Below are 14,902 nucleotides of genomic sequence, written 5' to 3'. Positions count from 1 at the left end.
CGTATCTCCTTGAGTGGTCTGGTAATCAGGTACGAGGTTATACGCCCTGACTGACAGAGCTCATATTGAAGTCCGGCACCCTCAACGCCGGCATCGCGGCACGAGTGAACCAATCGCTCCATTCCCGCGGCAATGTCTTTTCGGTCCGCCCCGCCTCCGTGGCTCGCCCCAGCAGGTCCACCGGCGACTCGTTGAACCGGAAGTTGTTCACCTCGCCGACGACCTGCCCGTTCTCGACGAGATAGACGCCGTCCCGGGTCAGTCCCGTCAACAGGAGCGTCGCCGGGTCGACCTCACGGATGTACCAGAGGCAGGTCAGCAGCAGACCGCGCTCGGTGGCGGCGACCATCTCCTCCAGGGAGCGGTCCTCGCCGCCGTCCAGGATCAGGTTGCCGATGGTCGGGGCGACGGGCAGCCCGGTCAGGCCCGCGCTGTGCCGGGTGGTGGACAGATGGGTCAGCGTGCCCTCGCGGACCCAGTCCGTCGCGGAAAGCGGCAGACCGTTGTCGAACACGGACGCGTCGTCGCCCGAGGAGTGCGCGAGCACGAAGGGCGCGGACTCCAGCCCCGGCTCGTTCGGGTCGCTGCGCAGTGTCAGCGGCAGCTCGGTGAGCTTCTCGCCGACACGGGTGCTTCCGCCGGGCTTGCTGAAGACCGTCCGGCCCTCGGCCGCGTCCCGGGCCGCCGCCGACCACATCTGGTAGATCAGCAGGTCCGCGACGGCGGTCGGCGGCAGCAGCGTCTCGTAGCGGCCCGCGGGCAGCTCGATGCGACGCTCGGCCCACCCGAGCCGGGTGGCCAGCTCGGCGTCCAGGGCGGCCGGGTCGACGTCCTTGAAGTCCCTGGTGGACCGTCCCGCCCACGCCGAGCGCGTACGGTCCGGCGACTTGGCGTTGAGCTCCAGCGTCCCGTTCGGCTGGTCGTGCCGCAGGCGCAGCCCCGTCGACGTACCGAGATAGCTGGAGACGAGCTCGTGGTTGGCGAACCCGTACAGCTCGCGGCCGCCCGCACGCGCGCGTGCGAACGATTCACCGAGCGCCGGCGCGAAGTCCGCGAAGACGGCGGAGGAGGTCTCCGTGGGCGCGTCCGTGAAGTCGGGGGACTCCGGCACGCCCGTGACCAGCGGCTGGGCATCCTCGGCGGGACCGGCGCCGCGCGCGGCGGCCTCCGCGGCCCGCACCAGGGGCTCCAGCTCGTCCGCGGTCACGGCCGCGCGCGAGACGACGCCGGACGCCGTGCCCTCGCGGCCGTCGACGGTGGCGATGACGGTCAGGGTGCGCCCGCGCGTGACCCCGTTCGTGGTCAGCGCGTTGCCCGCCCAGCGCAGGTTCGCGGTCGAGTGCTCGTCGGCGATCACGACGCAGCCGTCGGCGCGGGAGAGTTCGAGGGCGCGCTCGACGACCTCGTGCGGCTTGTTCGTACGGGCGCTCATCGACCGGCCTCCTGCGTGGTGTTGAGGATGTTGACACCCTTGAAGAGGGCGGACGGGCAGCCGTGCGAGACTGCCGCGACCTGGCCCGGCTGGGCCTTGCCGCAGTTGAAGGCACCGCCCAGGACGTAGGTCTGCGGGCCGCCCACCGCGGCCATCGAACCCCAGAAGTCGGTCGTCGTCGCCTGGTAGGCGACATCCCTCAGCTGACCGGTGATCCGGCCGTTCTCGATCTTGAAGAATCGCTGCGCCGTGAATTGAAAGTTGTACCTTTGCATGTCGATGGACCAGGACCGGTCACCGACGACGTAGATACCGCGGTCGACGCCCCCGATCAGATCCTCCGTCGAGAGCCCACCGGGATCCGGCTGAAGCGAAACGTTGGCCATGCGCTGCACGGGCACATGCCCGGGGGAGTCGGCGTACGCACAGCCGTTGGACCGCTCGAAGCCGGTCAGCTTCGCGATCCGCCGGTCCAGCTGATAGCCGACGAGCGTCCCGTCCTTCACCAGGTCCCAGGACTGCCCCTCCACCCCCTCGTCGTCGTACCCGATCGTCGCCAGGCCGTGCTCGGCGGTGCGGTCACCGGTGACGTTCATCAGCTCGGAGCCGTACTTCAGCTTGCCCAGCTGGTCGAAGGTGGCGAAGGAGGTGCCGGCGTACGCGGCCTCGTAGCCCAGCGCACGGTCCAGCTCGGTGGCGTGGCCGATGGACTCGTGGATCGTCAGCCACAGGTTGGAGGGGTCGACGACGAGGTCGTACAGCCCCGCCTCGACGCTCGGCGCCCGCATCTTCTCGGCGAGCAGCTCCGGAATCTGCCCGAGCTCGGACTCCCAGTCCCAGCCGGTGCCCAGCAGGTACTCCCAGCCGCGCCCCACCGGCGGCGCGATGGTGCGCATGGAGTCGAACTCGCCGCTGGACTCGTCGACGGCGACGGCGGTGAGCTGCGGGTGCAGCCGTACACGCTGCTGGGTGGTCACGGTCCCGGCGGTGTCGGCGTAGAACTTGTTCTCGTGCACGGTCAGCAGCGAGGCGTCGACGTGGTTGACGCCGTCGGCCGCGAGCAGCCGGGCGCTCCAGTCCGCGAGCAGCCCGGCCTTCTCCTCGTTCGGTACGGAGAAGGGGTCGATGTCGTACGACGAGATCCACGTCTTCTCGGCGTGCACCGGCTCGTCGGCCAGCTCCACGCGCTCCTCGGAACCCGCCGCCTTGATCACCTGGGCCGACAGCTTCGCCATCGCCACGGCCTGCGAGGCGACCTTCGCGGCCGCGTCCATCGTCAGATCCACGCCCGACGCGAACCCCCAGGTACCGCCGTGCACCACCCGCACCGCATACCCCAGGTCCGTGGTGTCCGACGACCCGGCGGGCTTCGCGTCCCGCAGCCGCCAGGACGCGCTGCGCACCCGCTCGAACCGGAAGTCCGCGTGCTCGGCACCCAGCGCCCGGGCGCGCGCCAGCGCGGCGTCGGCCAGGGCCCTGAGAGGCAGTGCCAGAAATGACTGATCGACTTCATGGGGCACGGGTGGGATTCCCTTCGCTGTGACTCTGCCGTGATGACCGTCGCTGGCAGTGAATCACGGCTCACCGGCTGTTTTCCCCTGAGATACGGATGAGCCCGAGAGGGACATCCGTGTCCGGACTGCTGGACTCCCGGCTGGAGCGGCAGGCGCAGGAGAGGGTGCAGGAGAGGGCGAAGGAACGGGGTGCGGAGTGCGAGGGCACGTACGACGACTCGTACGCCCGCCTCCGAGTGGCGTGCCTTCCTGCAGCCTTGCGCTCCCTCGACGCCATCCATGTGGCGAGTGCGCCGGCGATGGGTACGCCATTCGACTCCCTGATCACGTACGACAAGCGGATGCTCGACGCGGCCCGGGAGGCGGGCCTGGCTGCTCACGCGCCGGGCATGGCGGACTGATCTCCGAGACGAGGTTTGGACAGGCGCCGACTGTAGAGACCCGACAGGAGCAGCGGCGCGCCACTGTCGGTGCCCGATTCTCCGCGAGGCGGAGGGGACCGATAGGTTTCCAAGGAAGGCGCCTGTCTTGCAGGGGTTTCAGACTGCTATCGAAAGGGTGATCCGTTGAGCCGCTCGGTTCTCGTCACCGGAGGCAACCGGGGCATCGGCCTCGCCATCGCCCGCGCGTTCGCCGATGCCGGCGACAAAGTCGCGATCACATACCGCTCGGGTGAGCCGCCCGCCGCCCTCACCGCTTTGGGGTGCCTCGCCGTCAAGTGCGACATCACCGACAGCGAGCAGGTGGAGCAGGCCTACAAGGAGATCGAGGCCGAGCACGGTCCCGTCGAGATCCTGGTCGCCAACGCCGGCGTCACCAAGGACCAGCTCCTGATGCGGATGTCCGAGGAGGACTTCACCTCCGTCCTCGACACCAACCTCACGGGCACCTTCCGGGTCGTCAAGCGCGCCAATCGTGGCATGCTCCGCGCCAAGAAGGGGCGAGTCGTCCTCATTTCGTCCGTCGTGGGGCTGCTCGGCTCCGCGGGGCAGTCGAACTACGCCGCCTCCAAGGCCGCCCTGGTCGGCTTCGCGCGCTCGCTCGCCCGCGAGCTCGGCTCACGCAACATCACCTTCAACGTCGTCGCGCCCGGTTTCGTCGACACGGACATGACCAAGGTGCTCACCGACGAGCAGCGTGCGGGCATCGTCGCCCAGGTGCCGCTCGGCCGGTACGCGCAGCCCGAGGAGATCGCCGCGACGGTGCGGTTCCTCGCCTCGGACGACGCCTCGTACATCACTGGAGCCGTCATTCCGGTTGACGGCGGACTGGGAATGGGTCACTGATCACCATGAGTGGAATTCTCGAGGGCAAGCGCGTCCTGATCAGCGGTGTGCTGATGGAGTCCTCCATCGCCTTCCACGCCGCCAAGCAGGCCCAGGAGCAGGGCGCCGAGATCATCCTGACCGCGTTCCCGCGGCCCACGCTGACCGAGCGCATCGCCAAGAAGCTCCCCAAGCCCACCAAGGTCATCGAGCTCGACGTGACCAACGACGAGCACCTGGCGCGTCTCGCCGACATCGTCGGTGAGGAGTTGGGCGGCCTCGACGGCGTCGTGCACTCCATCGGTTTCGCGCCGCAGGACGCGCTCGGCGGCAACTTCCTCAATACGCCGTTCGAGTCGGTCGCCACCGCCATGCACGTCTCGGCGTTCTCCCTGAAGTCGCTGACCATGGCCTGCCTGCCGCTGATGCAGAACGGCGGCTCGGTCGTCGGCCTCACCTTCGACGCGTCCTTCGCGTGGCCGCAGTACGACTGGATGGGCCCGGCCAAGGCCGCCCTGGAGGCCACCAGCCGCTACCTCGCCCGCGACCTGGGCAAGCAGAACATCCGCTGCAACCTCATCTCCGCGGGCCCGCTCGGCTCGATGGCCGCCAAGTCCATCCCGGGCTTCAGTGAGCTGGCCTCCGTGTGGGACAACCGCTCGCCGCTGGAGTGGGACCTCAAGGACCCGGAGCCGGCCGGCAAGGGCATCGTCGCGCTGCTGAGCGACTGGTTCCCGAAGACCACCGGCGAGATCATCCACGTGGACGGCGGTCTGCACGCCATCGGTGCCTGATTTCACCTGCGTGGCCGACGCCCCGTTTCCCGCACTGCGCGGGGAGCGGGGCGTCGCCCGTTCGGCCTAGTCGGCCGGGCGCCTCCGGCGCCGTACCGCGCACGCTGGGAGTACGCACCGCCCCGCAGCCGTACGGCCGAGGAGGTCCCCCTTGTGCGCCTGTCCCGCCGTTTTGCCCCGGTGTTCGCCGCTCTCGCCTTCATGATGGTTCTGCCGTACGACGCCGTGCCCCACGCGCGCGTGCGGCACGAAAAACCCGCCACGCCCCAGCCGTTCGGCGCCGAGTGCCGCACCACGGTGCAGGGTTCGGACGTGATCGCGTACTGCCACAACCCCTACCCGGAGACCGACTGGGTCGCCCTGCACATCGAGTGCGACCGCTGGTGGGACATCGACACGGACACCGCCGCGGTCGCGGCGGGCCCCGCGATGACGGTTCGACTGGCCGGCCGATGCTGGAAGGAGATCCGGTCGACGTGGGTCAGCCACGAGAGGTGACGGTTCCCGTCAGCCACCGGATGTGACGCCGGGGTCCTTCAGTCACGGGATGTGACGCCCGGGTCTTTCAGCCACCGGATGTGATGCCTGGATCCTTCCGGCCCAGCCGTCCCGGACGGCACTGGAACGGATAGCCCGCGGCCTCCGTACCGGCCGCCTCCGTGTCGCCCGCGCGGATCGCGTCGACGAGCCGCGCGTGGTCCATGTACGTCTCCGGCGTCAGCTTCCCCCCGACGTCCTCGCGCAGCCAGTCGCGCAGCACCTCGCCCAGGTCCGCGTACATCGCCGTCATGACGTCGTTGTGGGACGCGGCCACCACCGCCATGTGGAAGGTCGCGTCGGCGGCCACGAAGGCCTCCGCGTCACCCGACTCCCAGGCCTCCTCACGCCGGACGAGCAGCGCGTCCAACTGCTTCAGATCGCGCTCGGTGCGCCGCTCGGCGGCCAGCTTCGCCGCGCTCGACTCCAGCGTGGCGCGCAGCTCGGCGATGTGCCGCGGATCGGCGTCCGCGAAGCGCCGGTGCATCACGCCCGCCAGCTCGCTGGTCGCCACGACATAGGTGCCCGAGCCCTGACGGATGTCGAGCAGGCCGTTGTGAGCCAGCGCGCGGACGGCCTCGCGGACGGTGTTGCGGGCGACGCCCAGCTGCTCGACCAGCTCCGGCTCGGTGGGGATGCGGGAGCCGACCGGCCACTCGCCCGAGGTGATCTGGTTCCGCAGCTCGGCGATGACCTGCTCGGACAGCGCCGAACGGCGGGGGTGGCGAAGCGGCATGGCGGTCCTTCGTACGGGCCCGGTGTGATCGTTCGCGCGGGGCCGGAGATTCCGGAGATTAACGCAAGGGGATTGGACAGCCAATCATCCCATGATTCTATGATGGCGCCATGGCCAGCGAGGAGACCCGGACGATGACGTCCCTACCGATACGCGGCTCCGCCGAGAGCACGGAGCCCCGACCGCACCCCACGCGCGCGTGGGCGACGCGGCTGATGGCCGTCGGCATCGTCCTCACCGCCCTGAATCTGCGCCCCGCCATCACCAGCCTCGGCGCCCTCCTCGAAGAGGTGCGCGTCGGGCTCGGCATGAGCGGCAGCGTCGCCGGAGTGCTCACCTCCGTGCCGCCGCTGTGCTTCGCCGTCTTCGGTGTCATGGCGCCGCGCCTCGCTCGCCGCTTCGGGCCCGGCGCGGTCGTCTGCGCCGGGATGGTCGCCATCACGGCGGGCCTCGCGATCCGGCCGTACGCCGGGAGCACGGCCGGCTTCCTGGTCGCCAGCGCCCTCGCGCTCATGGGGATCGCCGTCAGCAACGTCCTGATGCCGGTGATCGTCAAGCGCTGGTTCCCGGACCGGGTCGGCTCCATGACCGGCCTCTACTCGATGGCGCTCGCCCTGGGCACCTCGACCGCGGCGGCCGTGACCGTGCCCATGACCGACGCCCTGGGCGGCAGTTGGCAGTCGGGGCTGGCCGTGTGGGCAGGGCTCGCCGCGGCCGCCGTACTGCCGTGGATTGCGCTGGTACGCGCGCGGGGTGCCGATTCCGAGAGCGGTGCCCCAGGTGGGCGTACCGATTCCGGGGCCGCCGCGTCCGCCGCACAGGAGCCCGACGGGCTGCGCATCACCCGCAGCCGCACCGCCTGGGCCCTCGCCGTCTTCTTCGGACTCCAGGCCACCGCCGCGTACATCACGATGGGCTGGATGGCGCAGATCTTCCGCGACGCGGGTGTCTCCGCGGGCACCGCGGGGCTGCTCCTCGCCGTCACGATGGTGATGGGCGTGCCGCTGGCCTTCGTCATCCCGCGCCTCGCCACCCGCCTGCCCCACCAGGGGCCGATCGTGATCGCGCTCGGTGCCTGCGGACTCGCCGGATACGCGGGCCTCTACTTCGCCCCGGCGGGCGGCGCCTGGGCCTGGGCCCTCCTGCTGGGCGTCTCCAACTGCGCCTTCCCGCTGGCCCTCACCATGGTCGGCATGCGGGCCAGGACCGGCGCGGGCGTCGTCAAGCTCTCGGCGTTCGCGCAGAGCACCGGATATCTGCTGTCGATCCCGGGGCCCCTGCTCGTGGGCGTGCTCTACCAGCACAGCGGCGGCTGGGGGCTGCCGATCGCGCTCATGGCCGCCCTGATGGTCCCGCAGATCGCGGTGGGCGTCCTGGCGGGCCGCGACCGCACGGTGGAGGACGAGGCCGCGCGCCGCCCCCGCCCGTGAGACCCCCCACCTGTGAGGCGGCGGACGAAGGGTGCGAGACTGGCCGTATGCCTGTGCTCGACCCGAACCCCCAGAACGGCCAGAAGAAGATGCTGCTCGTGCTCGGCGCGATGCTGGCCATCACCGTGATCATCGGCGTCATCGCGTCGATCGCCTCGCCGTAACCACCATCGCCCGCGCCCCCTGGGATGCCGATGGTGGGGCTAACCCCCCATCCCCTAGGGGGTGAGTGTCAGGGTCAAGTGGGTGGATCACCGGATGGGTTGACGGCTCCGGATTGCGTAACTTCGAGTTGTGGCCGCGAGGACGCGGACCACGGAGCGCTCGAAGACCCACGGAGGCGTCATGTCGGCCCGTACGCACACCCGGCCCCACCCGGCGACCACGGGCCGCGTCGACATCCGGCTGCCCTGGTGGGCCCTGGCCCTGCCCGCCCTCGCCTTCGTGACCCTGCTGCTTCTGATACTGAACCCGGTGGACGCGCACGCCGCGGGCGGCGACCCCGCGATCACCCACATCTTCGAACGCGTCCAGCAGACCGTGCTGCACCAGGCCCCCTGAGCACCCCTGGGGGAGCCCGTCAACTCTCTGCGCCGCATGGCGTGTTTCATGCGAAGCTGGGACCCATGAGCGTCGCAGAACCCCGCAGGATTGTCCTCTTCCGGCATGCGAAAGCCGAGTGGTCGCAGGTGTCCGACCACGAGCGGCCGCTCGCTGACCGGGGCCGCAAGGACGCCGCCGTCGCCGGGCGCAAGCTGGCCGACACCGGTATCCCCTTCGATCTGGCCCTCTGCTCCACCGCGGTCCGGACCCGCGATACCTGGAAACTGGCCGTCCATGAACTCCCGCACCGGCCGAAAACAGTCTATGAGGAGCGGCTCTACGAAGCCTCGCCCGGCGAGCTGATCGCCGTGCTCAACGAGACCCCGGACGACGCGCAGAACGTGGTTCTGATCGGCCACAACCCCGGCATCCGCGGCCTCGCCGAGATCCTGGCCGGACAGGCCGAGGGCGACACCCTCACCCGGATGCAGGGCGGTTTCCCCGCCGCCGCCTTCGCCGTGCTCTCCTTCGAGGGCTCCTGGAAGTCCCTGGAGCCCGGAGTGGCCACGCTGTCCGACTACTGGGCGCCGACCGAGTAACCCACCTGGACAGAGACGGGGGCCCGGCACCATCGCGGTGCAGGGCCCCCGTCGACGTACTGCGACCCCTATGAGTACGACTGACTACGACCCGTATGAGGGCGACTCCTGTGCGTACGATCCGTACAGGTCTGCAACACCTGTACGACCGTATGGGCTCAGTGGTCGTCCAGGTGCATGTCCGCCGCCTCGACCTCTTCGCGGGTGACCCCCAGCAGATACAGGACGGTGTCCAGGAAGGGGAAGTTCACCGCGGTGTGCGCGGCCTCGCGGACGACGGGCTTGGCGTTGAAGGCGACACCGAGACCGGCCGCGTTGAGCATGTCGAGGTCATTGGCGCCGTCACCGATCGCCACGGTCTGGGCGAGCGGCACCCCGGCCTCGGCGGCGAAGCGGCGCAGCAGCCGCGCCTTGCCCGCGCGGTCCACGATCTCCCCGGTGACCTTGCCGGTCAGCTTCCCGTCGACGATCTCCAACGTGTTGGCCTGCGCGAAGTCGAGGCCGAGCCGCTCCTTGAGATCGTCGGTGACCTGAGTGAACCCGCCCGAGACGACACCGACTTGGAAGCCGAGCCGCTTCAGCGTACGGATCAGCGTGCGGGCGCCCGGCGTCAGCCGGACCTCCTCGCGCACCTTGTCCACCACCGAGGCGTCCAGCCCCTTGAGCAGCGCCACGCGCGCGTGCAGCGACTGCTCGAAGTCCAGCTCCCCGCGCATCGCGGCCGCCGTCACCTCGGCGACCTCCTCCTCGCACCCGGCGTGCGCGGCGAAGAGCTCGATCACCTCGTCCTGGATGAGCGTCGAGTCCACGTCCATGACGACCAGCCGCTGGGCCCGCCGGTGCAGTCCCGCCGCCACCACGGCGATGTCCACGCCGAGCACCGCGGCCTCGGTCACCAGCGCGGTGCGCAGCGCCTCGGTCTCCGTACCGGACACGGCGAACTCGACCGCCGTCACCGGGTACTTGGCCAGCCGGAAGATCCGGTCGATATTGCTGCCGGTCTTGGTGATCCGGGCGGCGATCGCGGCCGTCGACTCCGCGGTGAGCGGATGCCCGAGCACGGTGACCAGGGACCGCCCGAAGCCGCGCGGCCGGTTGTCGCCGAGGCCGGAGATGATCTCCGCCTGCATCTTCATCGAATCCGCCCAGCTGTGGACGGTGGCCCGCAGATCCCCCTCCAGACCGGCGGACGGCTCCGTCACGAGCGCGCACAGCACGATCCGGCCACGGGTGACGACCTGCTCGATGTCGACCACGTCGACGGAGTAGGCGGCGAGGGTGTCGAAGAGTCCGGCCGTGATGCCCGGCCGGTCCTTGCCGAAGATCTTGACGAGGAGGGTGGGGACGTCGGGGGTCTGCGAAGCGCTCATGGTGGTTCCACCGTATCCGGCACCCCGTGCCCATCGCCGCACAGGTCCGCCCTGCGGACAGGGAACACTGGGTGTCGAAGCGGTGTCGAGCGCGTTGCCCGGGTGTGGCGGTCAGTCCCGCTGCCGGGGGTTCGGCGACCCGGGCGGTCCCTGGTCGGGCGGCGGCTGTGGCGGAGGGGGCACGTTCCGCCCCCGTGGCCGCCGCTTCTGCGGCCCAGGTGGCGGCGCCATCGGCCGGACGACCGTCGGCGCGCCGTACACGTCGTCGGGCGGTCGCGCGCGCTCGGAGGTCCGACCGTCCGTGGGCTCCCGCAACTCGTCGGGCAGCCGCAGATACGGATTGGTGTCGGGGTTCGCCGGCCGGTACGGCGTGCTCGGGGCGTAGGGCCCCGGCTGCGGCGGCAGGTCCGGGGGGGCCGGGAAGGGGGGCGCGACCGGAGGCCCTGCGTCACTCAGTGCCAGCGGCGCCGCCCGCCGTCCCGCGGCCCCGCTCGCGTGGGCGAGCAGCGCCCCCGCCGCCCCGGCGCCCGCACCCCACGCCGCGCCGAGCAGCAGCGCCATGCCCAGGTGCCCGTGCAGCACGATTCCGGCGCCGAACGCGTCGATGCCGAACACCGACAGCGAGGCGTCCACGGACACGTCCGTCAGCCACGCCAGCAGCGGCAGTGCCAGCGCCGTCACGATCCCGAGCCGAAGAGCGCAGCGCCCTGCGAAACCGAGGGCACCCGGCCCTCGTACATCCGGAGCAGTCGCCGTTCCCACCGGAGCTGCAGCCCGCCCCCGTACAAAAGGCGTACGCGAGGCCGCCAGAACACCGGCGAACAGCATCATGACCGCCGTCGCGACCCCCAACAGCCACACCCGTCCGTCGAGTTGGGCGAGGCGGCCCAGGGTGACGGGCTGGTTCGAGTCGACGCTCAGCAACTGGTCGAGGGGGTGGGGGAGCACCTTGGCGAGTTCGCCGGTGGCCTTGCCGTCCCAGGGGACGAAGAGGCCGATCGGGATGCCCAGCCACACCCCGTTGGGCGCGCCGAGCAGCGCCGCGCCCGCGATCAGCTTGGGATGTGGGTCGCCGATCGCCGCGTACGCCGCCGCCGCGAGCCCCGCCGCGACCGCCACCAGTAGCACCGTGACCAGCGCGGAAGCGGCCGGCCGCACGACCCGGTGCACGCCCTCCCAGCCGCGCGGCAGCGGGGTGCGCCGGGAGGCGAGCAGGGCGATCACCAGGATTCCGGCCGCCCAGGCCGCGCCACCGAGCAGCGTCGGCACCGTGTCGACGGTGAAGCCCACGGCCGCCTGCGCTTTCACGAGGTCGCCGATCTTGCCGGGCAGCAGCCCGCCGAGGTCGCCGAGCCCGCCGGGGAGCTTGTCGGTGATGTTCCCGAGCCCGCCGCCGCCCGTCACCCTGTCGAGGCCGAGCTTGCTCCCGTCGATCGTGATGACGTCGTGCCCGGCCCAGGCGAGCCCGCCCAGGGTCGTCACGAACAGCACGACCACCGCGCCCGCGCGCACGAGGAGTTCGGACGGCGCGATCACAACTCCCGCCCCGCGCAAGGACCGTAGGAAGAAGAAGGAGAGCAGGAGCGCGCCCACCAGTCCCACACCCAGTGGCGTGATCTGTATGGCCGTGTGCGCCTCGGCGCCCTTCAGGCCGAAGGCCGACACATCGCCGGACGGTTTGACCGCCCCATTGGCCCCAAGGGCCACTACCGCCGCGGTCATCGGCCCGAGTGAGCCCGCGGCGTCCGCGCCGACGAGATGCAGGCCGAGTGCGGCCGTGCCCGCCATCGCGATCAACGCCCAGCTCACCGAGGCGATCGCGGACAACAGCACATCCCCCCACGGCAGTTGCCTGCTGTGTCGCACGGTGTCGATGCTCATCGTCAGACCCCCCGATCCGCGCCGCGGCGTCACCACCGCGGATGTCCCCCTCGCGGGGGATTACCACTCTCCGGTCCGGTTTCAACCCCGTCAACGGAAACGGGCAACCCGTCCGTACCCGGTCTTCAGATGGCCCGACTTTCGGTCAAGGGGCTGCTCCTGAAATAGTTCCCCCCGATGTTCGACATCCCTAGACTCCCTGTGATGGGGGTAACTCGGGGGACAACTCAGTGGGGCATGGAGTGCCGGAACTCGTACTGGAATTGAATGGACGGACCTGGACGCTCGATGCGTCCAGGCCATACGCCCTCGGACGTGATCCGCAGGGGGACATCGTGCTCGACGACGCCAGGGTCTCCTGGCGTCACGCCACGATCAGCTGGGACGGCCGGAGTTGGGTCATCGATGACCACGGCAGCACCAACGGCACCTTCGTGCAGGGGCAGCGGATCCATCGGATGGAGATCGGCCCCGGCTCGGCCGTGCACCTCGGCAACGCGACCGACGGCCCGCGCCTGAACCTCTCCGGTGCCGTGGCCGCTGTCGCACAGCCTCAGCAACAGCCGTACGCCGCCCAGGGCGCGAGCCCCGGTTGGGCGCAGCAGGCACCGCCGCAGCAGCAGGCGCCGGAGCCGAGCCACCAGCAGCCGCAGCAGGCCGCGGCGAACGTGCCGCAGCAGCAGGGACCCGGTGGTGGCGCGGGGGCGCCGCCGGTCTACGGCGACCGCAGCCCGACCACCTTCCACCAGCTGGCCCTCGGCCGGGTGATGCGCATCGGTCGTGCGCTGGAGAACGAGCTGGTCGTCTCCGACCTGCAGGTCTCGCGCCACCACGCCGAGTTCCACGCGACGCCCGACGGCCGTTTCGAGATCCGCGACCTCGGCTCGCACAACGGCACGTACGTCAACGGTATGCCGATCGCCAAGGGCGGCTCGGCGCTGCTCGGCCCGAACGACATCGTCGGCGTCGGCCACTCGACGTTCCGGCTCGTCGGCGACCGCCTCGAGGAGTTCGTCGACACCGGTGAGGTCTCCTTCTCGGGCCGCCACCTGACCGTCACGGTCGACGGCGGCAAGCAGATCCTCAAGGACGTCTCCTTCGGCGTCCCGGAGAAGTCGCTCGTCGCGGTCATCGGCCCGTCCGGCTCCGGCAAGTCGACCCTGCTGAAGGCGCTCACCGGTTACCGCCCCGCCAACCAGGGCGATGTCCTCTACGACAACCGGAACCTCTACAAGCAGTTCGCCGAGCTGCGCCAGCGCATCGGTCTGGTCCCGCAGGACGACATCCTGCACAAGGAACTGACCGTCAAGAAGGCCCTCAAATACGCGGCCAAGCTGCGCTTCCCCGCCGACACCACGGGCGAGGAGCGCGAGGCCCGGATAGACGAGGTGCTGCGCGAGCTGAAGCTGGACATCCACAAGGAGAAGAAGGTCACCTCCCTCTCCGGTGGCCAGCGCAAGCGTGTCTCGGTGGCCCTGGAGCTGCTCACCAAGCCGTCGCTGATCTTCCTGGACGAGCCGACCTCGGGCCTCGACCCGGGCATGGACCGCGATGTCATGCAGCTGCTGCGCGGCCTCGCCGACGACGGCCGTACGGTCCTCGTCGTCACGCACTCCGTGGCCGAGCTGGCCATCTGCGACAAGCTGCTGGTGATGGCGCCGGGTGGTTCGGTGGCGTACTTCGGTCCGCCCGAGGAGGCCCTCAACTTCTTCGGCTACGAAACCTGGGCCGACGTCTTCTCCGCCTTTGAGAACTACCGCGACTACGACTGGGCGGGCCGCTGGAAGGGCTCGCAGCACTACCAGATGTACGCCGCGGACATCGACGCGATTGCTCCGCAGTCCGTACAGATGACTCCGATGCAGGCGATGAAGCCGCCGAAGCCACAGGGCTGGATGTCCCAACTGGGCACCCTGGTACGCCGCTATGTGTCGGTGATCGCCTCGGACAAGGGCTTCCTGGCACTGACGGTGATCCTGCCGGTCGTGCTCGGCTCGGTGAGCCTGCTCATCGACTCGGGCGAGAACCTGCTGCCCCACTTCAAGGGTGGCGTGAACCAGGGCAATTCCACCGCCACCACGGTCCTGTTGATCCTCGCCGTCGGCGCCTGCTTCGCCGGCGCCGCCAACTCGGTACGTGAGCTGATCAAGGAACGGGTGATCTACGAGCGGGAGCGCGCGACCGGCCTGTCCCGCTCGGCGTACCTGATGTCCAAGGTGGTCGTGCTTGGCGTGGTCACCCTGTTCCAGGGGGCCCTGGTCGGCGCGATCGGCTTCGCCGACCGTGTGGTGCCGAAGGAGGGTCTGTTCCTCGGCAGCGCCGTGAAGGTGGAACTCACCCTGCCGATCATGGCGTTGGGCTTCACGTCGATGATGTTCGGCCTGGTCATCTCCTCGCTCGTGAAGACGGCCGAGAAGACCATGCCGCTGTTGGTCATGTTCGCGATCATCCAGGTCGTGTTCACCGGCTGCCTGTTCGTCCTGAACGGCACGATCGGCGTCAACCAGTTCTCCTACCTGATGCCGTCGCGCTGGGCGGTGGCCGCCGCTGGCGCCACCCTGGACTTCAACCTGGTCAACCCGGACCGCAAGCACCCCGGCAGGAACGACCCGCTGTGGGACCACACCATGAGTGCCTGGACCCTGGACATGGTCGCCGTGATCGCCCTCGGCGTGGTCTGCGCCTTCCTTGTGGCCCGCTTCCTGCGCCGCCACGAGCCCGAGGTCATGCGCAAGTAGTCCCGTGCGTACGTACGCCGAAGGGCGGCACCCCCACCGGGGTGCCGCCCTTCGGCGTACGTG

At 70.1% G+C, this 14,902-nt stretch carries 14 protein-coding genes; 9 read left to right on the top strand and 5 right to left on the bottom strand.

The features are described from left to right. Positions 1 to 37: 37 nt before the first annotated feature. Positions 38 to 1,432, bottom strand: a complete 1,395-nt coding sequence (locus OG747_RS09720) for a metallopeptidase TldD-related protein (protein WP_405878877.1) — start codon at positions 1,430 to 1,432, stop codon at positions 38 to 40. Beyond that, on the bottom strand, positions 1,429 to 2,952 hold the full coding sequence (locus OG747_RS09715; RefSeq protein WP_405878876.1) for a TldD/PmbA family protein: 1,524 nt from the start codon (positions 2,950 to 2,952) through the stop codon (positions 1,429 to 1,431). The genes OG747_RS09720 and OG747_RS09715 overlap by 4 nt, the downstream gene beginning before the upstream one ends. A gap of 110 nt (positions 2,953 to 3,062) precedes the next feature. Between OG747_RS09715 and OG747_RS09710 the strand changes: the two genes are divergently transcribed. The 4 genes from OG747_RS09710 (at position 3,063) to OG747_RS09695 (ending at position 5,503) form a co-directional block, all read left to right on the top strand. After that, positions 3,063 to 3,347 carry a hypothetical protein gene (locus tag OG747_RS09710; protein ID WP_405878875.1) on the top strand — a complete coding sequence of 95 codons (285 nt, stop codon included), beginning with the start codon at positions 3,063 to 3,065 and terminating at the stop codon, positions 3,345 to 3,347. Positions 3,348 to 3,512: 165 nt separating this feature from the next. Then, a complete protein-coding gene (gene fabG, locus OG747_RS09705) occupies positions 3,513 to 4,232 on the top strand; it encodes a 3-oxoacyl-[acyl-carrier-protein] reductase (protein WP_405878874.1) in 720 nt (239 codons plus the stop codon). 5 nt (positions 4,233 to 4,237) lie between these two features. Then, complete coding sequence (gene fabI, locus OG747_RS09700; RefSeq protein WP_405878873.1) at positions 4,238 to 5,005, top strand: enoyl-ACP reductase FabI; 768 nt, start codon at positions 4,238 to 4,240, stop codon at positions 5,003 to 5,005. Between the two features lie 153 nt (positions 5,006 to 5,158). Continuing rightward, positions 5,159 to 5,503 carry a hypothetical protein gene (locus tag OG747_RS09695; protein WP_405878872.1) on the top strand — a complete coding sequence of 115 codons (345 nt, stop codon included), beginning with the start codon at positions 5,159 to 5,161 and terminating at the stop codon, positions 5,501 to 5,503. A gap of 67 nt (positions 5,504 to 5,570) precedes the next feature. Here OG747_RS09695 and OG747_RS09690 read toward each other — a convergent pair whose 3' ends face one another. Continuing rightward, entirely contained in the window at positions 5,571 to 6,278 is a 708-nt protein-coding gene (locus OG747_RS09690) for a FadR/GntR family transcriptional regulator (protein ID WP_405878871.1), read from the bottom strand. A 110-nt stretch (positions 6,279 to 6,388) separates the two neighbouring features. Here OG747_RS09690 and OG747_RS09685 point away from each other — a divergent pair, with 110 nt between their 5' ends. The 4 genes from OG747_RS09685 (at position 6,389) to OG747_RS09670 (ending at position 8,850) form a co-directional block, all read left to right on the top strand. Next, a complete protein-coding gene (locus OG747_RS09685; RefSeq protein WP_405878870.1) occupies positions 6,389 to 7,708 on the top strand; it encodes a CynX/NimT family MFS transporter in 1,320 nt (439 codons plus the stop codon). Between the two features lie 47 nt (positions 7,709 to 7,755). Beyond that, entirely contained in the window at positions 7,756 to 7,872 is a 117-nt protein-coding gene (locus OG747_RS09680) for an SGM_5486 family transporter-associated protein (RefSeq protein ID WP_356174139.1), read from the top strand. Positions 7,873 to 8,053: 181 nt separating this feature from the next. Further along, positions 8,054 to 8,269: a hypothetical protein gene (locus OG747_RS09675; protein WP_405878869.1), complete on the top strand. Its 216-nt coding sequence runs from the start codon at positions 8,054 to 8,056 to the stop codon at positions 8,267 to 8,269. Positions 8,270 to 8,334: 65 nt separating this feature from the next. Further along, complete coding sequence (locus OG747_RS09670; protein ID WP_405878868.1) at positions 8,335 to 8,850, top strand: SixA phosphatase family protein; 516 nt, start codon at positions 8,335 to 8,337, stop codon at positions 8,848 to 8,850. Between the two features lie 158 nt (positions 8,851 to 9,008). Here the strand turns inward: OG747_RS09670 and serB are convergent, their stop codons facing one another. Then, complete coding sequence (gene serB, locus OG747_RS09665) at positions 9,009 to 10,220, bottom strand: phosphoserine phosphatase SerB (protein ID WP_405878867.1); 1,212 nt, start codon at positions 10,218 to 10,220, stop codon at positions 9,009 to 9,011. Positions 10,221 to 10,331: 111 nt separating this feature from the next. Continuing rightward, positions 10,332 to 12,101 (bottom strand): streptophobe family protein, encoded by a 1,770-nt coding sequence (locus OG747_RS09660; protein WP_405878866.1) that lies wholly within the window; start codon positions 12,099 to 12,101, stop codon positions 10,332 to 10,334. 242 nt (positions 12,102 to 12,343) lie between these two features. On the opposite strand from OG747_RS09660, the gene OG747_RS09655 reads away from it, so the two are divergent. Next, positions 12,344 to 14,839, top strand: a complete 2,496-nt coding sequence (locus tag OG747_RS09655) for an FHA domain-containing protein (RefSeq protein WP_405878865.1) — start codon at positions 12,344 to 12,346, stop codon at positions 14,837 to 14,839. Positions 14,840 to 14,902 lie beyond the last annotated feature (63 nt).

The sequence above is a fragment of the Streptomyces sp. NBC_01384 genome (assembly GCF_045040035.1).
Classification (GTDB): domain Bacteria; phylum Actinomycetota; class Actinomycetes; order Streptomycetales; family Streptomycetaceae; genus Streptomyces.
This window is presented reverse-complemented; position numbering and strand designations above follow the sequence as displayed.